This window comes from Devosia sp. Root105, from assembly GCF_001424865.1.
In the GTDB taxonomy this organism is placed as follows: Bacteria; Pseudomonadota; Alphaproteobacteria; order Rhizobiales; family Devosiaceae; genus Devosia_A.
Map to the genome: position 1 here is coordinate 1 of NZ_LMCR01000018.1, position 19713 is coordinate 19713.

Annotated in this window: 18 protein-coding genes; 8 read left to right on the forward strand and 10 right to left on the reverse strand. The window is 66.1% G+C overall.

The annotated features are described in order from the left end of the window. Positions 1 to 98 precede the first annotated feature (98 nt). The 6 genes from ASC68_RS20450 to ASC68_RS20475 form a co-directional block, all read right to left on the reverse strand. Entirely contained in the window at positions 99 to 1469 is a 1371-nt protein-coding gene (locus ASC68_RS20450) for an aldehyde dehydrogenase family protein (RefSeq protein WP_055883349.1), read from the reverse strand. Positions 1470 to 1505: 36 nt separating this feature from the next. Further along, positions 1506 to 2075 (reverse strand): hypothetical protein, encoded by a 570-nt coding sequence (locus ASC68_RS20455; protein WP_156387395.1) that lies wholly within the window; start codon positions 2073 to 2075, stop codon positions 1506 to 1508. Next, entirely contained in the window at positions 2075 to 4063 is a 1989-nt protein-coding gene (locus ASC68_RS20460) for a primary-amine oxidase (protein WP_082528334.1), read from the reverse strand. Before ASC68_RS20460 ends, ASC68_RS20455 begins: the two co-directional genes overlap by 1 nt. 35 nt (positions 4064 to 4098) lie before the next feature. After that, a complete protein-coding gene (locus ASC68_RS20465; protein ID WP_055883354.1) occupies positions 4099 to 4977 on the reverse strand; it encodes a carbohydrate ABC transporter permease in 879 nt (292 codons plus the stop codon). 9 nt (positions 4978 to 4986) lie between these two features. After that, positions 4987 to 5871 carry a sugar ABC transporter permease gene (locus tag ASC68_RS20470; RefSeq protein ID WP_055883357.1) on the reverse strand — a complete coding sequence of 295 codons (885 nt, stop codon included), beginning with the start codon at positions 5869 to 5871 and terminating at the stop codon, positions 4987 to 4989. A 370-nt stretch (positions 5872 to 6241) separates the two neighbouring features. Next, complete coding sequence (locus ASC68_RS20475) at positions 6242 to 7507, reverse strand: ABC transporter substrate-binding protein (protein ID WP_055883360.1); 1266 nt, start codon at positions 7505 to 7507, stop codon at positions 6242 to 6244. 199 nt (positions 7508 to 7706) lie between these two features. On the opposite strand from ASC68_RS20475, the gene ASC68_RS20480 reads away from it, so the two are divergent. From ASC68_RS20480 to ASC68_RS20495, 4 genes are all read left to right on the forward strand, one after another. Continuing rightward, the gene (locus tag ASC68_RS20480) at positions 7707 to 8732 is read left to right on the forward strand and encodes a Gfo/Idh/MocA family oxidoreductase (protein ID WP_055883362.1); all 1026 of its coding nucleotides are present in this window, start codon (positions 7707 to 7709) and stop codon (positions 8730 to 8732) included. Between the two features lie 4 nt (positions 8733 to 8736). After that, positions 8737 to 9504, forward strand: a complete 768-nt coding sequence (locus tag ASC68_RS20485; protein ID WP_055883366.1) for a GntR family transcriptional regulator — start codon at positions 8737 to 8739, stop codon at positions 9502 to 9504. A gap of 66 nt (positions 9505 to 9570) precedes the next feature. Further along, complete coding sequence (locus tag ASC68_RS20490) at positions 9571 to 10575, forward strand: SIS domain-containing protein (RefSeq protein WP_055883368.1); 1005 nt, start codon at positions 9571 to 9573, stop codon at positions 10573 to 10575. Position 10576: 1 nt separating this feature from the next. After that, a complete protein-coding gene (locus ASC68_RS20495) occupies positions 10577 to 11470 on the forward strand; it encodes a BadF/BadG/BcrA/BcrD ATPase family protein (RefSeq protein WP_055883371.1) in 894 nt (297 codons plus the stop codon). 233 nt (positions 11471 to 11703) lie between these two features. Here the strand turns inward: ASC68_RS20495 and ASC68_RS20500 are convergent, their stop codons facing one another. From ASC68_RS20500 to ASC68_RS20510, 3 genes are all read right to left on the reverse strand, one after another. Continuing rightward, positions 11704 to 12015, reverse strand: a complete 312-nt coding sequence (locus ASC68_RS20500) for a HigA family addiction module antitoxin (protein WP_055884389.1) — start codon at positions 12013 to 12015, stop codon at positions 11704 to 11706. 38 nt (positions 12016 to 12053) lie between these two features. Continuing rightward, the gene (locus tag ASC68_RS20505) at positions 12054 to 12332 is read right to left on the reverse strand and encodes a type II toxin-antitoxin system RelE/ParE family toxin (protein WP_055883374.1); all 279 of its coding nucleotides are present in this window, start codon (positions 12330 to 12332) and stop codon (positions 12054 to 12056) included. Positions 12333 to 12423: 91 nt separating this feature from the next. Next, the gene (locus ASC68_RS20510) at positions 12424 to 14520 is read right to left on the reverse strand and encodes an ADP-ribosylglycohydrolase family protein (RefSeq protein ID WP_055883377.1); all 2097 of its coding nucleotides are present in this window, start codon (positions 14518 to 14520) and stop codon (positions 12424 to 12426) included. 124 nt (positions 14521 to 14644) lie between these two features. On the opposite strand from ASC68_RS20510, the gene ASC68_RS20515 reads away from it, so the two are divergent. The 4 genes from ASC68_RS20515 (at position 14645) to ASC68_RS20530 (ending at position 18930) form a co-directional block, all read left to right on the forward strand. Further along, on the forward strand, positions 14645 to 15736 hold the full coding sequence (locus tag ASC68_RS20515; protein ID WP_055883380.1) for a LacI family DNA-binding transcriptional regulator: 1092 nt from the start codon (positions 14645 to 14647) through the stop codon (positions 15734 to 15736). Beyond that, on the forward strand, positions 15733 to 17043 hold the full coding sequence (locus ASC68_RS20520) for an extracellular solute-binding protein (protein ID WP_055883383.1): 1311 nt from the start codon (positions 15733 to 15735) through the stop codon (positions 17041 to 17043). The genes ASC68_RS20515 and ASC68_RS20520 overlap by 4 nt, the downstream gene beginning before the upstream one ends. A 215-nt stretch (positions 17044 to 17258) precedes the next feature. Continuing rightward, positions 17259 to 18101, forward strand: coding sequence for a sugar ABC transporter permease (locus tag ASC68_RS20525; protein ID WP_055883386.1), 843 nt, complete (start codon positions 17259 to 17261; stop codon positions 18099 to 18101). A gap of 1 nt (position 18102) precedes the next feature. Further along, positions 18103 to 18930: a carbohydrate ABC transporter permease gene (locus tag ASC68_RS20530; protein ID WP_055883388.1), complete on the forward strand. Its 828-nt coding sequence runs from the start codon at positions 18103 to 18105 to the stop codon at positions 18928 to 18930. Here ASC68_RS20530 and ASC68_RS20535 read toward each other — a convergent pair. Continuing rightward, positions 18927 to 19544 carry a hypothetical protein gene (locus tag ASC68_RS20535; RefSeq protein ID WP_055883390.1) on the reverse strand — a complete coding sequence of 206 codons (618 nt, stop codon included), beginning with the start codon at positions 19542 to 19544 and terminating at the stop codon, positions 18927 to 18929. The genes ASC68_RS20530 and ASC68_RS20535 overlap by 4 nt on opposite strands. Between the last annotated feature and the right edge of the window lie 169 nt (positions 19545 to 19713).

Below are 19713 nucleotides of genomic sequence, written 5' to 3' on the forward strand. Positions count from 1 at the left end.
CCTCCACCAGCTTCGCTGGTCCCCCCTCCACCAGCTTCGCTGGTCCCCCTCCCCCGCCCCGCGGGGGAGGATACCGGCTGCCCACCTCAGCGCAGCCCCTAACTCCCCCACACCAGCTTCGCATTGGTCAGCTCCCGCGCCCCGAGCGGTCCGAGCTCCCGCCCAAACCCGGAACCCTTCACCCCACCGAACGGCGCGCGTGGGTCGGAGCGGACGAAATCGTTGATGAACACCGCGCCGGCTTCCAGCCGGTCGGCAACCCGTTGCGCCCGCACGGCATCACTGGTCCATACCGCGCCGCCCAGCCCATATTCGGTGGCATTGGCGAGGCTCACCGCCTCATCCTCGCTGTCGAACGGAAACAGCAGCGCCACCGGCCCGAAGAACTCTTCCTGGATGATCGGTGCATCCGGGTCGGCGCCGACGATCACCGTCGGCTCGTAATAATTGCCCGGCCCGTTCAGGCGCTTGCCGCCGGCCACCACCCTGCCCCCGGCCGCCACCGCGTCACGCACCTGCCGCTCGGTGGTATCAACCAGGTCGGCGCGCGCCATCGGCCCGAGCTTGGTCCCGGGATCCGTGGGATCCCCGATCGCCAGCGCGCTTGCGGCTGCGGCGTAGCGCGAGACATAGGCGTCGAACACGCTGCGCTCGACCAGGAAGCGCTTGGCGGCGATGCAGCTTTGCGCATTGTTAGAGTAACGCGACACCACGCCCAGCTGCACCGCCTTGTCGAGGTCGGCATCGGCAAAGACGATGAAGGCGTCCGAGCCGCCGAGTTCGAGCACCACTTTCTTTCCCACCGAGCCGGCAGCGGCCGCCACGGCGCGACCGGCGCCGATCGAGCCGGTGAGGGTCACGGCGCGAATCCGGTCGTCGAGCACGATCTTCCGGGCCTCGTCGGCAATCGTCTCATTGGGGATGGCGAGGTTGGTGTAGAGCCCGGCCGGACCGCCGGCATCGCGCACCAGCTGCTCGATGGCGCGGGCCGCCCCCTGCACTGTCTCGCCGTGCTTGACCAGCACCACATTGCCGGCCAGCGCCGTCGGGATGAAGAAGCGCAGCACCTGCCAGAACGGCAGGTTCCACGGCATGATGCCGAAGATCGGGCCGAGCGGCTGGTAGCGCACCAGCGATGGCGTGCCCGCGATCGGCTGGTCGGCGAGATAGGCCGGGCCCTCGGCGGCGAAATGCCGGGCCCCCGAGGCCGCTTTCAGCACCTCGGCCTTCGCCTCGCCGATGGGCTTGCCCATCTCGCTGGTGATCAGCCTGGCGTAGTCGTCGGCCCGCTGCTCGAGCAGGTCGCCGAGCCGCAGCAGCAGCGCGCTGCGCGTGGCTAACGGCGTGCGGCTCCAGGCCTGCCAGCCCTCCCAGGCCGCCGCGAGCTTCTGCTCGATCTGCTGGGCTGTATCGGCGGGATACTCGGCAATCAGGTGGCCGGTTGCCGGGTTGATCGACTTGAGCGGCATGCATTCCTCCTCATTTCGGCGCCCACCAATGAGGCGTCACAAATTCCAGAACATGGCGAGGCCGAGCAGCGCCGCGCCCGCTGCAGCGGTGGTGAGCCGCCGCGCCGGTGCCAAAGCCAGCGCCAGCATCCAGACGGCGCATAGCGCCATCCAGCCGAGCTCCATGCCGCCGATCAGTTGCAAGGCCACCATCGCCACCGCCGCACCCAGCCGCATGGGACCAGCCGGCAGCGCGGCTTCGGCAACCAGCGCGCTGCCGGCGATCGCCAGCAATATCGGGGTGCCGAGCGCCGCCGGCGTCAGCGCCATGCCGAGGCCGATGACCAGCAGCGTCGGCGGCGCGACGCAGACGAGGGTCAGTCTCGCCGCGACGCGCCAGCCCTGCCGCGCCGCCGCGGCAATGTCGTGGATGGCGCAGGGCAGCATCATGGTCGCTGCCATCAGCCCCCACATCAGCGCCGCCCCCAGCAGCAGCGGCAGGCCGCTGCCGCCGCAGATCGCCTCGATCCCGCCGGCGCTGAGAGCCATGAGCCCGGCCCAGCCCAACGCTGTCGCCGCCGCGATGGCAGCGAAGGCGGACCAGGGCGCGCGGCTCGGATGAGGCATCAGCAGTGGCAGGCGAGGCTGCCATCGGCCAATACGCTCGCCGTATTGGTTTCGCGCGGCAGGTCGTTGGACGGGTTCAGGTTGAAGAACCCCGACGGCATCAGCGCAAAGCCGGCCGACATGGTGGGCTGCACCGGGAAATCCTCCGGCCGCACCACGTGATGCAGCCCGAAGCAATGCCAGACCACGATATCGGTATTCTCCACCGGCCGGTTCTGCTTGACGATTTCGGCCAGCCCATCCGAGCCGTCGGAATTGCAGACATACTCGCCCGCCGGATAGCGCTCGTCGGGGTGGAAGGGCGTCACCCACACGTGGTTGCGCACGAAGTTGGAGCGCATGCCCGATGGCCCGTTCTCGGCGAGGAACGGCGTGACGCAATCGGTGGCGTGCAGCCGGTAGCCGACGGGCTTCCCCACGGCGTTGAGCTTATTGGGGTTGATCACCTTCCAGGTGCGGTGCGTCTCGGCACTGGCGCGGCGGCCGGCTTCGAGCTCGGTTTTGAGCACCGTCTCGGTGGCAAAGAAGCCATTGCCATGCGGATTGTTCGGCCCCACCGGCTCGGCAAAGCTGTTGACCTCGACCAGGCTGTTGCCGCCGCCATCGAGTGCCATATCGAGCCGCGCGCAGAAGATGTGCTGGTGGATCGGCGCGGTCAGGCCCGGCGCAATCTCGCTCACATATTTGCTGGGGCGCCCCGGCTCACACGCCATGGTGTTGACGATGCCGGTGGCCTTCACCTCGAAGCTGATCTCACCTGCCTGGTCGAGATACCAGTATTGCGCATACTCGTAATTGCCGACCGTGTTGACGCAGGAGATCACCAGCCGCCGGCCGCGCCTGAGCTCGGTGCGATCGGCGCGGAAATCCCAGTGCTTCCAGAGGATTCCGGTATCTTCCTCATGGATGCAGATGCCCTTCTCGATGGTGATCAGCCCGCCATCGAGCCCGCAATAGTGGCTATCGAGATAGTGAATGGCGCCAAGGCAATCGCAGCCGAGCTTCAACGAGTGGTTGAACTTACCGAAGCCATATTCGCCGATATCGAAGATGTTCTTGCGATAGTGCCCGCGCTCCGGCGAGCCATAGGGCACCACCAGTTCGCCGAGCGCCGCGCGGCGCACCACCGGGCGGCCGGCATAGCGGATGTCGTGGAGGATGATGCCGTCGCGCGGCGAAAAGCCGATGCCGAGCGTCCACTTGTCCCAGGCGATGGCGTGCCCATCGAGGGTGAAGCTGGTGCCCTCGGGCTGGATAACATTCAGCGGCTTCAGCGGCGTCCGCGCCGGCGGCATGAACTCGGGGTCATAGGGAATATCGGTCATCGGGATCGGCGGGCCGCCATGATCGTCGATGCGCAGCACCTCGCCGGTCTTGACGTCGACGGCGACGTTCAGCCCGTCGATCGGGTGGGCGTAGAAATTCTCGTTGGCATAGAGCCGCAGCCAGCAATGGGCATAGGAGACCATGTGCCCCTCCTCGCCTTGATCGCCGAAATTGCCGCCCGACCAGCTGTCGACGCAGACTCCGGTCATGTCGGTAATGCCACGTTTGCGGCAGGCCTCGATGAAGCGCGGATCGGCCTTCACCACCCGCTCGACATCGAGCAGCTGCTCGACCTGGAAGGCGGATTTGGCGGTGGGGAAATGCCGGCGCGAGATGATCGCATTGGTCTCGAGCGAGACGATCACCATCCACACTCCGGGGCGATCCTTGTGCGAGATGTTGAGCCGCGCCTCGCGCTTCAGCTGCGTACCGCTCAGGTGGGCTCGCCACTCGTCGGGCGTCGGCTCGCGCAGGTCGAGATTACCGTAGAGCGCGCCGGGCCCGAGCTCGGCATCGGCCTTGATCACCGCCACTGCGGCATTGATCTCGGCGGGGCTGAGCGGCGCCAGCGCCTGCAGGTAACGCGGCGGCGGCAGCGCCGCAACGCCGTGCGACGGCGCAGCGTGATTGGCGTGATGGTGGCCTTCGTGAACTTGGGTCATGGCAATCGCCTCGTCTCGAAACTAGGGATGCGGGCTCATTTGCCGTAGCCGGCGCTGAGCCCGCGGATGAACTGGCGGGAAAAGACGGTGAAGAGCACGACCAGCGGCAGCGCCCCCAGGGTCAGCGCCGCGAGCAGCGCCGGATAGTCGTTGAGGAACTGGCCGACGAACTGCTGCACCCCCAGCGTCACCGTCTGGTTGGCCTTGCCGGGCGCGAGGATCAGCGGGAACCACAGGTCGTTCCAGATCGGCAGCATGGTGACGGTGGCGACCGCCGCGAGCCCCGGCCGCACCAGCGGCAGGATGATCGAGAACGTGCGGAACTCGCTGGCCCCATCGACCCGCGCCGCTTCCTTGAGCTCGCCCGGCACGGTGCGGAAATAGGTCATCATCAGCGTGACGCCGAGCGGGATGCTCATCGCCGTGTAGACGAGGATCAGCGCCCACAGCGTATCCATCAGCCTCAGCCCGATCATGATCTGGATCAGCGGGATGGTGCCGAGCCTGATCGGCAGCATGACGCCGACGATGAACAGCCCGGCGAGCAGCGGCACGAAGCGCACCCGGTACTCGACCAGCGCAAACGCCGCCAGCGTCGAGAGCCCGACGGTGAGCACCACCGAGACCAGCGTGACGATCAGGCTGTTGCGGTAGTTGAGGAGGAAGTTGCCGCGGGTCAGCACCCGCTCATAGCCGGCCAGGCTGAAGGTCTCGGCGGTGGGCAGCGCGAACGGCCCGCCGAAGATCGCCGGCGTGGTCTTCAGCGAATTGAGGATGACGATGAGGATCGGCCCGAGCGCCAGCGCGACGAAGGCCAGCAGCACGGCGTGCACCGCGATGCGCTCGACATTCCAGCGCCGGCGTTCTCGGGTGAGGCGGCTTTCGTGGGCGAGTTCGGTGGTCACGGTTGTCATCGCCGCCTCCTAAGCCGCGTGGGCTTTGAGCCGGCGTTGCACCAGCCAGAAATAGGCGGCGGTGACGCAGAGCATCAGGGTGAAGATCACGGTGGCGACGGTGGCGCCGAGGTCGAGATCGGCCACCTGGCCGCTCGAGCCGAAAAAGGTGCGGTAAAAGAACGTGCCGAGGATATCGGTCGAATAGTTGGGGCCGGGCGCCGAGCCGTTGAGCGCGAACACCAGGTCGAACCCGTTAAAGGTCCAGATGAAGGTGAGGATCACGATCAGCCCGAACTGCGGCAGGATCAGCGGGAACTTGATGCCCCAGAAGATCCGCCAGGGGCTGGCGCCATCGATGCGCGCCGCCTCGATCACGTCATTGGGCACCGCGATCAGCGCCGAATAGAGGAACACCATCGGGATGCCGACATATTGCCAGACCCCCATCAGCGAGATGGTGGGCAGCGCCGTCAGCTGGTTGCCGAGCAGCGGGAAGCCGACGAGGCCCCAGAGCGGGTTGATGATCAGCCGCCAGATGAAGCCGACAATCACCACCGACAGCGTCGCCGGAATGAACAGCAGCGTGCGGTAAATGCCCTCGCTGCGGCTCAGCGTGCCGCCGGTCAAGAGCGCCGCAAGCAGCAGCCCGATCGGAATCTCTACGGCAACATGAATGGCGAAATACTTGAAATTGTTGAACAGCGCATTCCAGAACCGGGCGCTGACCACCGGCTGGGTGAACAGGTAAATGTAGTTGCCCAGGCCAATGAAACCGGTCCCCGACTTGCCGGTATCGAACAGGCTCATGAAGATCGAGATGAGCAGCGGCAGCACCGCAAAGCCCAGGTAGATGGCGAGGGCCGGCAGCACGAAGATCAACAGGCTGCGGCGAGCCGTTGCAGGACGTATCACGCGAGCGTTCCTCTGGAGTCAGGGCAAACAACAGTCATTGGTCAGTTCCGTTCACCGGCCGCGGAGTGAGGGCCTTCTCCCCTTGTGGGAGAAGGTGCCCGCAAGCAGCAGACGGCCAAAGGCCGTCTCTGCGGGGCGGATGAGGGGTTCTCTCCGCGCACTCCAATCGCTCGTCGCTCACGCTCCGAGCGCGCTACACTTCGTTGCGCGGACCCCTCATCCGGCGCTGCGCGCCACCTCGCGGCGAGGGCTTCGCCCTCGTCCGCTGACCACAAGGGGAGAAGGCAAGAGGCGCACATCGCGAATTTCCCACCTAAGAAAACGCGCGTGCCGACCGGGAGGGCGCGGCACGCGCTGCCGAGATCTGGCGCTATTGCGCCGACTGCGGCGAGTACCACGAGGCGAGCCCCGCCTGCAGTTCGGCGGCGACGGCCTCGGGGGTCATGTCCGAGGTCATCATCACCTGCAACAGGCGCCAGATTTCGTCATCGAGCGGCGGCGTGCCGGCGCTCAGCCGATCGAGCGCCAGGCGCGGCGTCAGCAACGCGCCGGTCTTCAGATCCGCAAAGGCCTGGGCCAGCGCATTGTCATACTTCACCGGCTGGTTGCTCATGGCGAAGAAGCCCGGCGCGGTGTTGACATAGATCTGCTGGAATTCTGGGCCGGCGACCCAGCTCAGGAAGGTCTTCGCCGCCTCCTGGTTCTTGCTCGCGGCATTGATGCCGATCGCCATGTCGGGCATTTCCTGGAGGTAACGCTGGCCACCGGCTTCCACTGCCGGCGGACCGAACACCCCGACATTGAGCCCGGTCGAAGTCACCTGGTTGATGTTCCACGAGCCATCGGGAAGGATCGCGGCCTTCCCCAGCGTGAAGAGCTGCGTCATGTCGGAATAAGACAGCGCCTCCTGCCCGCTGGGGAGGAACGGCTTCCAGGCCTGGAAGGCGGCGATGGCCGAGACGAGATCGGCGTCGGTGAGCTTCCGACTGCCATCGATCAGGCCAAGACGACCTTCCTCGCCTTTCCAGTAGGCCGGCCCGATGCTGTAGAGCCCGTTATAGGCGAGCTGCCAGGACTCGGCCGAGCCGACGGCGAGCGGCGTGTATTTGCCGTTGTCCTTGATCGCCTGCAGCACCGCGGTGAACTCGGCTGCGGTGGTCGGCACCGTCAGGCCCAGCTCCTTGAAGATATCGACGTTGTAGTAGAAGCCGGCGAGCACCGCGGCGACCGGCACGCAATAGGTGGCGCCGTCGACGGTCCAGGCCGCCTTGGCGGTAGCGTCGAAATTCTCGAGCCCGGCAAGGCCATCGAGCTTGGTAAAATAGCCGCGGCCGATCCACTCGTTGTTTACGTCGAACGGCCGGCAGGTGATCAGGTCGGGACCGGCCCCACCTTCGATCTGCGACTGCATCGCGGCGTTGTATTCGTTGGTATTGACCGGCGCGAACTCGACATTGATGTCGGGATGCGCCGCCTCGAAGGCCGGCAGCACCTTGTCCTGCCACACCGCCAGATCCTCGGTGCGCCAGCTGCCCAGCGTCAGCGTCACGCTCTGCGCCACCGCGGCGCCGCTCATGGCGATGAGCGATACGCCCAGCATGGCTCCGGCCGTCGCGGCCCACTGTTTCGACTGCATTATTGTTCTCCCTTCCCCTGACGCACGGCCGCCGTATCCGGCGCCGCATGGATCAAATCCGAGCGACTTGCCCCTCTGTCACAGGATCGATACCTCACAATACCAGATGGTACAAGTGGTCATTTTTCTGCGCATGAGGTATGGTCAGAACGCCTGATTGGTACTATGAGGTATCTAACAAATCGGGAGGGAGCAGGGCATGATCGGGGTTGGGTTGCTGGGGTCGGGTTTCATTGCCGAGTCATATGCGGATGCGCTGCTGGACGTGCGGAACGCCGAGCTCGTCGCCTGCTATTCGCGCAATCCGGCTCGCTCCGACGCCTTCGCCAAGAAGTGGAAGGTCACCGCGCACGCCACCATGGATGCGCTCTGCGCCGACCCTGCCGTCGAGATCGTCATCATCGCCCTGCCCAACGAGATCCACCTCGCCGCAGTGGAGATCGCCGCCCGGCACAAGAAGGCCATCATCTGCACCAAGCCGCTGGCCCGCACCGAGGCCGAGGCGCAGCAGATCCTCGATATCGCCAATGCCGCCGGGGTCTGGCATGGCTATGCCGAAAGCTCGGTATTTTCGCCCAATGTCGCCAAGGCCTACGAGATGGTCAAAGCCGGCGGCATCGGCGAGCTCCTCACCATGCGCGCCCGCGAAGGCCATTCCGGCCCCCACGCCCCGCATTTCTGGGATGCCGAAACCGCCGGTGGCGGCGCCCTGCTCGATATGGGCTGCCATACCGTCGAATCGGCGCGGCATTTCTTCGGCAAGGACAACAAGGTCACCGAGGTGATGGCCTGGGGTTCGACCATGGCCCACCAGGACAAGACCACCGGCGAAGACGCGGCGATTGCGCTGTTGAAATTCGAGGGCGGCCAGCTCGCCACCATCGAATCCTCATGGATCGAGCGCGGCGGCATGCAGCTGAGGCACGAGCTGGTCGGCTCGGCCGGCCGCATCGTCACCGACAGCTCGGTCGGCCCGGTCTGGGGTTTCATCGAAAACCCGGTGGGCTACACCGTCGAGAAGGCCGATGCCGAGACCGGCTGGGTATATCCTGTGCCCGAAGAGACTCGGGCCTATGGTTTCTCGCAGCAGATGCGGCATTTCATTGATCATTTCGCCGCCGGCACTACCCCGTCCGAAACCTTCGAGGATGGCGTGGTGGTCAACCGGATCATCGATGCGTGCTACCGCTCGATGAAATCGCGGCAATGGGAAAAGGTGGCTTGAGCCAATGAGCGACAGCGCGGAACAGTTGGTGCTCGATCAGGATTCGCCCGATCCGCTATGGCGGCAGGCAGCGGACCTGATCATGCACCAGATTTCGACCGGCAAGATCGCCAATGGCGGTCGGCTGCCGGCGGAGCGCGACCTCCTCGCCCAGCTGTCGATCAGCCGGGTGACGCTGCGCCGGGCGCTGCAGAGCCTCGTCGAGGAAGGCGTGCTGAAGCCCTCGCATGGGCGTGGCTGGTATGTCTCGGCGGAGGTGCCCAAGGAATTTCCCAATACGCTGGAGTCGTTCAGCGAAACCGCCGCCCGGCTGGGGCTCGTCCCCTCCTCCGACGTGCTGCGCGCCAGCGAGGCGCCGGCGACGCTCGATGAGGCCGAGGAACTGGCCATCGCGCCGGGCGCGCCGCTGTTCCATCTCGAGCGCATCCGGCGGCTCGATGGGGTGCCGGTGGCGGTCGATACTTCGTTCTTTGCCGCCACGCTGAAGCCCGATCTCACCGGCGTCGATTTCCGCACCGCCTCGCTGTTCGAGCTACTGCTTTCCAATGGCGTCGACCTGGCCCATGGCGAAACCACCATCGAAGCGCATGCGGCCGACACCACGCTCGCACAGCACCTGGGGGTCGAACCCAAAACCCCGATCCTGGTGATGCGGCAGATCATCGTCGACAGCGCCGGCCGGCCGTTGCTGTCGTCCACCGTGCGCTATGTCGGCGATCGCTATCGGCTGCGCACCTCATTCTCACGCACGCGAAAGCCCGGCACGCGCTGAACGCAGCATACTGACAGCCCCGCGACGCCGAAGCTTTTCGCGCTGTCGCCAAGGAGACGGACGAAATTGGTTAAAGGCTATATCTCCCTGGCCGAGGCCCGCGCCTCGCAGGCAGCTTTGCTGGAAAGTGCCCTGCCCGCCATTGCCGGCGAAGTGCGCGCCGCCCAGGCGGCCGCAACGCTCGAGGGCCCGGGCCCGATCTTTCTCGGCATTGGCGCGAGCTATGCCGCCTCGGCCGCCGCAGTCTGGGTGCTGCGCTCGCGTGGCATCCACGCCTGGCGACTCAATGCCGGCGAGCATCCCCTGCCCTTTCCGCAGTCGGCGCATCCGATCATCGGCGTCTCGCAGTCGGGCCGCAGCTCCGAAACCCTCGCGGTGCTCCGCACCATCGAGCCGCATTTGCGGCTGGCGGTGGTCAATGTCGCGCCCTCGCCGATCTCGGAGATCGCCGCGACCACCATTTCGCTGGGCAAGCTCCCCGACAGCTATGCCTCGACCACCGGCTATACCGCCACCATCGCCGCCCTCGGCATGATCGCCGAAGCCTGGGATGGCGGCACCATCGACCCCACCTGGTCCGACTTGCCGGCAAAATTCCGGGCGCTGGAGCGCGAGATCGCCACCCGCGCCATCGCCCTCGCCACCCCCCTGCGCGACGCAGTGGCGGTCGATTATGCCGGCGCCGCACCCTCGGCCGGCACCGCCGAAGTCGGCGCCCTCCTGCTGCGCGAAGTGGCGCGCCTGCCGGCCACTGGCCTGTCGTCGCGGCAATACCTCCATGGCGCGATGGAATCGGCCGGCCGCACCGCCCACATCCTGATGGGCGACGAGCGCGAGACGGCTCTCGCGCATACCCTCGCCCATGCCGGCCACCATACGTTGCTGGTCACCACGCTCGAGGTGGCCGAAGAGCCGAACCTCGCGGTGCTCCGGCTGCCTCAGGTGGCGCCGGCGCAGCGCGCCATTCTCGAGGCCCTCGTGATGCAGAGCCTCGCGGTCGAGACGGCGCTGCTGCGCGGCGTCGACCCCGATGCCTTCGTCTTCTTTCACACCGACACCAAGGTCGCCTGAGATGACCGCTCTGATCGCCGCGCTCGATATCGGCGGCACCAAGACCCAGCTGATCCTCGAGGATCTCGAGGGCAAGCGCGTGCTCGACGTCACCGAGCCGAGCCTCGAATGGGATGCCGAGCCCGAGGACAAGGCCGCCATCTGGATCGCCGAACGGGTCAGGCGCCACACGCCCGAGGGAGCCGAGATCGTCGCCCTCGCCTTCGGCGCCCAGGGCATCAACCGCACCGAAACCGGCCGCACGCTGGAGCGCGAGCTTCAAGCCCTCGGCTACCGCACCACCGCCGTCAACGACGCCTCGCTGATCGTCGCCGCCGCCGGCTTCACCCGCGGGATCGGCGTCATCGCCGGCACCGGCGCCATTGCCGTCGGCACCAATGCCGCGGGCGAGTTTATCGCCTCGGGCGGCTGGGGCTGGATCATCGGCGATGAAGGCAGCGCTGCCGGCCTCGTCCGCGAAGCCACCCGCACGGCGCTGCGCGCCAACGATGAAGGCAAGGTCGACGATGGCCTCCTCGGCCACCTGATCGCCGCCTTCGGCGTCGCCGATGCCGAGCGGCTGACCCGCCGCGTCAACGACGACCCGACGGTCGACAACTGGGCCCCCCACGCCCCCGCCATCTTCGCCGCCGCCGACGCTGGCTCGGCGCTGGCCCAGTCCGTCATTACCGAAGGCGCCCACGCCCTCGCCGCCCTCGTCGACCAGCTCCTCTCCCGCGGCGCCACCGGCACCGATGTCGTCGTCGCCGGCAGCGTCATCGTCAACCAGCCGCGGCTCTACACGGCATTCGAGCAGGCGGTGACGGGGCGACATAAGCAGCTGAAGGTGCATGTGTTGCGCGACGCGCCGGTGGAGGGTGCGGTGCAGCTGGCGAGGCGGGCGGTGGGCAAGTAGCGAACGAACGGTGCCCCTATCGTCCCCTCTCCCCTCTGGGGAGAGGGCCAGGGTGAGGGGTAGCCAAGCACACCGGCCTATCCGCCACCGCTCAACACCTGTCCCAGCGCTTGGCGCCCCTCACCACGCGGATGAAGCCGTCGGCCTCATCCGCCGCCCTCTCCCCAAAGGGGCGAGGGGGCGATAAGGGCACGGCCGGTGCAAAACTGGCAGGGTCCGCCATCCCCCAAATCTCAGGCCACCGCAAGCGTCGGGATGCCGCTCACGTCTACGTCTCGCTCGGCCTGCCAGGTGTCATAGGCGCCCTGCATGCGGACCCACAGGGTCGCACCGTTGCCGAACAGCTTGCCGAGGCGAACGGCCATCGCCGGCGACACCGGCTTCTTCTCGCCCAGAATGTCGTAGAGCTGCTGGCGAGAGATCCCGAGCAGCCGGGCGATCTCCGCCTTCGGCTTGCCAACGGCCGGCAGCACGTCCTCGCGCAGCAACTCGCCGGGGTGGGTGGGCTGGCGATCGGGATTACGCAGAGCCGCGTAAGTCATCATCATCGGCGCGGGGTCAAACCGCGCCCTCCATCAATCCATCAGTGATACTGCTCGAACTCGACATCCACCGCATCGGCTCCGTCGAATGCGAACGTCACGCACCACGGGCCATTGATGTGGACCGTATATCGCGTGGGATCAAAGCCCTTCAGGGCATGAAAGTCGAAACCTGGGAGGTTCATGTCTTCGGGTTTGGCCGCCGCGTCCAAAGCATCGAGACGACGCAGGATGCGTTTGTGCATCTTGGCGTCGATCTTCGCTGAGGTGCCTTTGGCCCACAGCTCGGCGAGACCCTTGCCTTTGAAGCTCTTGATCACGGATGTATGTAAGCATCAGCCGACGTACTGTCAACTATCCGCTTACATTTATTCAAGAGCTACGGTCAATCGGCTGCCCCGATAGCACCCCCTACCGGACCCGCCCGATATGCACCTTGTCCGTCGACAGCGCCCCCTCGTACACCGCGAGCCCGATCATGCCGCCGGCATAAGTCTCGTCGCGAACCTCCAGCACCGCCCCCCCGGCATCCACCACGATCTTCGCCCCATCCAGCGTCACCCGCAGCGGGATCGCCGTTTCGAACACCACCGGCAGCGCCGTTTCAGCCAGTACCTGCTCAACCTCATCGCGGCGGCAGACCACCTGCAGCTTGCCGGTACGCGTCAGCCTCGCGGCGTAGTACTGCCGCAGCCCCTGCGCCCGAAACACCAGGGCGCCGTAGTTCCCGAGATGCAGGTTCAGCTCCGCTTCGATCGTGATATCGCGCCAGTCGCGCGTGCCGGTGAGGATGATGCCCTCGCCGCGGTTGGCGGAAAGCCGGAACGACTCGCGGAAGTTCTTCGAGAACACACTGGCGCCGTTGATCCAGGCGCTGCGCCACATATTGCCCTCGTTATGCGGGCGGCGCAGCGTCAGCTCCGGCTCGCCGCTCCAGCGCAGCCAGTCGACCAGCACCCGTCCCACCGTCGCGGTGTCGCGCACCGACATCACGAGGCCGATTTCGGCGATCGGGTTGCCGTCGAACTGCGGCACCTGCCAGCTGAGCCTTGCCGATTGACCGGCTTCCACCGTGACGCTTTGCGGCGAGATGACGCTCACCAGCGCATCGTCCTGCCCGTAATGGCGCACGGCCAGCGCCACCTCCACCGTGCCGCTGAGCCCGGCATCGCCGGCAATGCTGGCTTCGATGGTCTGCCCGGGCCACACCCGCGGGCTCGCCAGCACTTCGTACCAGCTGTGCCCGATCATCGCGGGCGGAATGAACACGGGCGTCCCCACATAGGCCGAGCGGCCCGGCGCCACCGAGATCAGTTCCACCGCCAGCGCCTCGCCGGTGCCGGAAACGGCGATGTCGCTGCCATTACCCTCGGTGCCGCCCGCCATGAACCCCTGCACCGCGCCCGGCAGCGCGAAGTGGAACTGCGCCCCGCCCTTGGGCGCCGGCCTCGCCGGCTCTTTCGCCAGCTGCCGCGCCAGGCCATCGAGCCAATAGGCGATGCTGGGCGCATCGGTGAGGCCGCGCCCGCCATCGGCGGTGGAGAGGTAGAGCCGGTCGGCCACCGGACCGCGCCAATCCTGCTCCCCGTCGAACCCGCCGAGCCCCAGCATGATGCCCTGCAGGCACCCCAGGTTCCCGGCATTGCAGTCGGTATCCCAGCCCGAGGTGTTGACGATCATCTGGCCGCGGCTGAAATCGTCGGGCGCGTGCAGCAGCGCCATGATCATCAGCGCATGGTTGGGCACCACGTGGCAGACCCCGGCATATTTGTCGTAGCCGTAAGTGTCCTCGATCTGCCGGCGCGTCGCCTGCCAGTCATCGCCATTGGCCCGCACCCAGCCGCGGATATCGGCAACCAGCCTGGCGATCAGGCTGTCCGCGGGAATGAAGCTCAACCCGGTTTCGAGCAGGTGCTCGACATCGCGGCTCAAAAAGGCCTCGGCCTCCATCGCCGCCCACAGCACCGCCGCATGGACGCTTTCGCCATCATGGCTGACGCTGCCGGCGGCGCGGGCGAGCTTTGCCGCCTGCGCCGGGTTGCCCGGCGATACCAGTGCCCAGCCATCGATGAAGATCTGCGCCCCGATCTGTTCGGCGACGATCTTACCATTGGTTTCGATGGCGCCCGAGCGCGGCGCCGGAATGCCCTTAGCAAGGTTCAGCCAGGCGGTGTGCTCGGTCGAATTGCCCGCCCCGCCCCACCAGAACACCGCGCGGTTCTCGACCACGTAGTTGAGCCAGGTCCGCCCAATGTCCTCGGCGCTGAGGTTCGGTGAAGCGCCGTAATCCTCGAGCGCCCGGACGAAGCTGAAAGTGCCCGAGACGTCATCGTCGGTCACCACCAGTTCAGCCCCCAGCCGCTCGTTCACGTAATAGGTGATCGGGCCGAGCTCCTTGAGGATGCGCTGGTAGGTCCAGTTCTCGAACGGCCGTCCGAGATAGACGCCGATCAGCTTGCCGAGCACGCCGGCATAGATCCGCTCGAGGGTATCGGTGGGGAGGGTCATGGGGGTCTCAATACTCTGAAGGGTCGAACGGGCGGGTGCAGACGGGTGTGAAGCTCGTAAGCCATCCGGCTTGACGGAAACAGCTCATCTGCTTACTGATACGTATCAGTAGCCGAGTTTCAAGATGAAATCGACCAGAAAACCGACGCAGAAGGATGTCGCGACCCACGCCGGGGTGTCGCAGGCGGCGGTATCGTCGGTGCTGTCGGGTGATGCCGCCGGCATTAGGCCAGAGGTGCAGGAACGCATTCGCGACAGCGCCAAGGCGCTGAACTACGTGCCCAACCGCATGGCGCAGGCGCTGAAGACCAACCGCTCGATGATGATCGCCTGCATCGTCCCCGATCTCTCCAACCCGTTCTATCCGCCGCTGATCCGCGCCGTGCAGAAAGTGGTCGAACCGCAAGGCTACGACGTCATCGCGCTCAGCACCGATGGCTCCGGCGCCGCGGAAGCGCGGATGATCGAACTCTGCATCGACCGGCGCGTTGCCGGCATTGTCGGAGTGTTCTTCGTCGCCACCATCCGCGAGCTCGCTGGAGCGCTCGCTGCCGACATTCCCGTCGTGCGCTATGAATCCGCCCCCAAGCGCGGCGGCGCCCTGCCGGTCGACGACTACTATGTCGACAACCACCAGGTGGCGTCCGCCCTGACGGCGCAGCTGATCGGGCTCGGCCATCGCGACATCGTCTTCATGGCGTCGCCCGGCGGCCCGGAGCGCGCCCGTATCGGCGGCTACAGCGCGGCGCTCGTCGCCGGGGGGCTCACCCCGCGCGTCGTCACCGCCCCGAGCTATTCGATCGATGGCGGCGCGGCCATCGCGGCAGAGCTGCTCGCCGAGGGCAGCGGCCGCCCCACCGCCATCATGTGCGCCGACGACCTCTTGGCCTGCGGCACCATCCGCGCCTGCCAGACCAGCGGTCTGTCGCTACCTCAGGACATGTCGGTCACCGGGTTCAATAACCTGGCGATGACCGACGTTCTCAATCCGTCGCTGACGACGGTATCGCTCGGGCAGGAGCTGTTCGGCCAGTTGGCTGGCGAACGGCTGCTGGCCCGGGTTCGTGGCGATGTGGAGGGGCCGGGGGAGGCCGTCGCATTGCCCTATGCAATCGTAGATCGCGCTTCGACTGCTCGTCCCAGAGGCGATACCTCGTCCTCACGGGTGCAGCAGGCGAGCCTCCCCGACACCGGCATATCAGGGAACGCTTCATGACAAAATTCTCACGCCTCTTTTCGGGTGTGGCCGTCGCGGCCATGACCCTTCTGACGCCCGGCCTCGCTGCGGCGCAATCGGCTTCGTGGTGGTACGAAGCGCTGACCCCCGAGCAGCAGCGCCTGCTCGACGACACCCTGGTCGCGGGCTTCAATGCCAGCCACCCCGGTTCGACCCTCGCCCTCGAGTATCGCGGCAACGCCATCGAGAACCAGCAGCGCCTGGCGCTGATGTCCGGCGGCGGCCCCGACATCATCAATTCCAACGGCCCGGCGACGGCGCTGCCGATGGCCAAGGCCGGCCAGCTGCTGAAGCTCGATGATTATGCCGCCAAATACGGCTGGAACGAGCGGCTGATCCCGATGTTCCTCGAACTCGGCAAGGTCGATGGCGTGCTCTACTCCATCCCCAAGAACTACGAGGCGATGGGCCTGTTCTACAACGCCGATTTGTTCGCAGAGAAGGGTTGGACGGCGCCCAAGACCGTCGCCGAGATGGAAACCCTCGCCGATACCATGCTGGCCGAGGGCATGACCCCGTTCGTCGCCGGCAATGCCGGCTTCCGCCCCGCCAACGAGCAGTTCTTCACCGTGGCGCTCAACCAGCTGGTCGGACCCACCGCCATTCACGAGGCTCTCGCCGGCAAGCGGGCGTGGACCGACCCGGTCTTCGTCGACGCCATGCAGAAGTTCAAGGCCTGGTACGACAAGGGCTATTACGGCAAGGACTACTTCTCCACCTCGACCATCGATGCCTTTGCCGGCATGGTCACCGGCAAGACCGGCATGGCGCCACAGGGCACCTGGGCCTTCTCCTGGGTGAAGGATTATTTCGATCCGGCCGGCGCCAAGGCCGCCTTCACCTCGATCCCGGTGGCCGAGGGCGTTCCCTACCCGCTGTTCCCGATCGGCATCGGCTCGACCCTGTCGATCAACGCCCATTCGCCGAGCCCCGATACCGCGGCCCAAGTCATCGACTATGTGTTCAGCGGCGATTTCTACGGCGCGATCGTCCCGCAATGGCAGGGCGAATGGAACGTGCCGCTCGCCGACTTGAGCAAGGTGACGCTCAAGGGTGAGGTGACCCCGCTCTACCAGGAGGCGACGACGATGATCGCCGATGCCCTCGCCAGCGGCAATTACGGCTACACCACCTGGACTTTCTGGCCGCCCAAATCCGAGCAGTACATCATCTCGGGCGTCGAAGAACTCTGGCTCGGCACGGCCACACCGGAGAAGTTCCTAACCGGCTTGCAGGAGCTGTTCGCCGCCGAGCTCGCCGAAGGCAGCGTCCCGCCGCTGCCGTGAGCTGATAGGGCCCGAGCACCGGCCTCTCCGCTAATCCTCCCCCGCGTGGCGGGGGAGGGGGACCAGCGAAGCTGGTGGAGGGGGCGGCAAGACCCTCGGCTTTGAGTTCCCCCTCCACCGCCTTCGGCGGTCCCCACGCGGTGAAGGCCTAAAGCCTTCATCCGCCTCCCCCGCCACGCGGGGGAGGATAACCGAGAGTCCCGGAATCCCCGCCCATGTGGTTGTTCGCCCTCCCTGCCCTTGCCATCAATGTCGCGCTGATCCTGATCCCGGCGCTGCTGACGGTGGCTCTGGCTTTCTGCACCTGGGATGGCTTTTCGGCTCCGGTGTTTGTCGGCTTCGCCAATTTCCAGGCGATGTTTGCCGACCGGGTGTTCTGGATTGCGCTCGGCAACAACCTCAAGTGGACGCTGATTTTCCTCACCGTGCCGATCGCCATCGGGCTCGTCGCGGCAACGCTGCTGCTCACCATCAAGCGCGGCCGCACCTTCTTCCAGATCGTCTATTTCATCCCCGTGGTGGTGGCGACCGCCATCACCGCGCGGGTCTGGCAGGGGATGATCTACAACCCCAATACCGGCGTCTTCGGCCTGCTCGCCCGCTTCGGCATCGAACTCTCCGATCCCCTCGCCGCCACCCACTCGGCGCTTTACGGCATCGCCGTGGTCGACCTCTGGCACTGGTGGGGGTTCCTCGCGGTGATCTTCCTTGCCGCGCTCCGCCAGGTGCCTGAGGAAATGGTCGAAGCCGCCCGGCTCGATGGCGCCGGCTTCTTCGCCTTGATGCGCGACATCCTGATTCCCGCCATCGCCCCCACCATCAAGCTGATGATGGTGATGACGGTGATCTGGTCGTTCCTGGTGTTCGACTTCGTCTACATCCTCACCCAGGGCGGCCCGGCCTATTCGAGCGAAGTGCTCTCCACCCTCGCCTATCGCAACGCCTTCTTCGAGTTCGATCTCGGCCGCGCCGCGGCCGTCGCCCTGGTCATCGCCCTGTTCGGGCTCACCGCCACCTTCGCCTATGTGCGGCTGCAGACCCGGGAAAGGGTGAACTGAAATGCTCGGAACCCGCTGGTCGCGCACTATCTCCTACATCGTCCTGGCGCTCGGCGCGCTGTTCGCGCTTGGGCCCCTGCTCTTGATGCTGCTCAACGCCTTCAAGACGACACCCGAGATCATCCTCAGCCCGCTGAGCTGGCCGGCCGAGCTCAACTGGTCGAATTTCACCCGCGCCTGGACCGATGCGCGGCTCGGCGAAACCATGCTCAACAGCGCCAAGGTCACGCTGATGACCATCGGATTGGTGCTGACCACCGGGGCCGGCGCCGCCTATGTGCTGGCGCGCCAGAAGATCAAGCCGTGGAAGGCGGTGAGCGCCTATTTCCTCGCCACCACCACCGCGCCGATCCAGTTGTTCCTGTTCCCGCTCTATTTCGGCTTCGCCCGGCTCGGGCTGATCAACAACCCCGTCGCCGTGTCCTTCGTCTACTGCGCCATGTTCAGCCCCTTCGCCATCATGCTGCTGCGCACTTACTTCATCGCCATCCCCAAGGAGCTCGAGGAAGCCGCCAATCTCGATGGCGCCAACGCCTGGCAGGTGTTTTCGAAGGTCATGCTGCCGATCGTCTCGCCCGGGCTGCTCACCGTGGCGCTGATCATCGGGCTCTATTGCTGGAACGAATTCCTCATCGCCTCGACGTTCCTGCAGAGCAAGAACGAGATGACGGCGGTGGTTTCCTTCACCCTTCTGAGCGGCAAATACACCAGCGACTGGGGGCAGATCATGGCCGCTGCCATGATCATCGTGCTGCCGATCCTGATGCTGTTCCTGCTGCTGCAGCGGCATTTCATCGACGGCATGGCGGGCGGGTCGACAAAGGGCTAGTGCCTCGGTCTGCGACTGCGCACGCCGCCACGCACTTCCGCGGCTGCGGCAATGCCGACACCTGCCCCACTGTTACCGGACCGCCCGCGCAGACTCTTGCGACAGATCGCTGCCGCTTCGGCCACGAAGCGATGAAAGGGATGGATGGAGAAGCGTGACAGCAGGTCGTTCCAGACCTCGGTGTCGCCGGTCCAGTCACCGATCGAGCCCTCGATCGGTTCAGCAAGCAGGTGAAACGCGAGGTGCGGATTGTACCGCGAAACGCCGCGCACCAGCCCGTCGGTCACCTCGGTCGGCACCGGCCGGCTGAACACCAGCAGCAGCGGGCCCCGTTGACGTAGCAATGCCCGGGTTTTGCGGCACAAGTAGTCGTGCCGGGCCCGCGCCGCGGGGTAATGCGCATCGAGCTGATCCTCGGTGAGGCCTCGCGGAAACTCGTGTTGATGGGAGCTGTTGTGCCGTCCATTCCACACCACGCCGGAACGGATTTGCAGGTCTGACCGCTCGAACATGCCTTCGAAGTCCCGTTCGAGATAGCGATGGATCGCTTCAGCAGGGGTGATCTGCCAGTCGAAGATCCCGCTTGGGCTGGCGTCCCCGAAGACGCGCTGCAAGTGAAACTTGCCCCGGCAGTTTGGCCCCAGACTTACCGCGGCACGCACCCTTTGCATTGCGCGAGCGTGGCACGGCCCGATCGTCTCCGCAACGCCCCCACCCGCTATGGCGCCAGCCGTCGCTTCCTAACGCCGCCCTAACACCGCGTCGCCTAGAGCGAGAGCGGCG

What these genes read in the sequence shown, in the direction of transcription:
- ASC68_RS20450 (WP_055883349.1), bottom strand. Translation starts at nt 1,469, where the DNA reads ATGCCGCTCAAGTCGATCAACCCGGCAACCGGCCACCTGATTGCCGAG.
- ASC68_RS20455 (WP_156387395.1), bottom strand. Translation starts at nt 2,075, where the DNA reads ATGCCTCATCCGAGCCGCGCGCCCTGGTCCGCCTTCGCTGCCATCGCG.
- ASC68_RS20460 (WP_082528334.1), bottom strand. Translation starts at nt 4,063, where the DNA reads ATGACCCAAGTTCACGAAGGCCACCATCACGCCAATCACGCTGCGCCG.
- ASC68_RS20465 (WP_055883354.1), bottom strand. Translation starts at nt 4,977, where the DNA reads ATGACAACCGTGACCACCGAACTCGCCCACGAAAGCCGCCTCACCCGA.
- ASC68_RS20475 (WP_055883360.1), bottom strand. Translation starts at nt 7,507, where the DNA reads ATGCAGTCGAAACAGTGGGCCGCGACGGCCGGAGCCATGCTGGGCGTA.
- ASC68_RS20480 (WP_055883362.1), top strand. Translation starts at nt 7,707, where the DNA reads ATGATCGGGGTTGGGTTGCTGGGGTCGGGTTTCATTGCCGAGTCATAT.
- ASC68_RS20485 (WP_055883366.1), top strand. Translation starts at nt 8,737, where the DNA reads ATGAGCGACAGCGCGGAACAGTTGGTGCTCGATCAGGATTCGCCCGAT.
- ASC68_RS20495 (WP_055883371.1), top strand. Translation starts at nt 10,577, where the DNA reads ATGACCGCTCTGATCGCCGCGCTCGATATCGGCGGCACCAAGACCCAG.
- ASC68_RS20500 (WP_055884389.1), bottom strand. Translation starts at nt 12,015, where the DNA reads ATGATGACTTACGCGGCTCTGCGTAATCCCGATCGCCAGCCCACCCAC.
- ASC68_RS20510 (WP_055883377.1), bottom strand. Translation starts at nt 14,520, where the DNA reads ATGACCCTCCCCACCGATACCCTCGAGCGGATCTATGCCGGCGTGCTC.
- ASC68_RS20515 (WP_055883380.1), top strand. Translation starts at nt 14,645, where the DNA reads ATGAAATCGACCAGAAAACCGACGCAGAAGGATGTCGCGACCCACGCC.
- ASC68_RS20520 (WP_055883383.1), top strand. Translation starts at nt 15,733, where the DNA reads ATGACAAAATTCTCACGCCTCTTTTCGGGTGTGGCCGTCGCGGCCATG.
- ASC68_RS20525 (WP_055883386.1), top strand. Translation starts at nt 17,259, where the DNA reads ATGTGGTTGTTCGCCCTCCCTGCCCTTGCCATCAATGTCGCGCTGATC.
- ASC68_RS20530 (WP_055883388.1), top strand. Translation starts at nt 18,103, where the DNA reads ATGCTCGGAACCCGCTGGTCGCGCACTATCTCCTACATCGTCCTGGCG.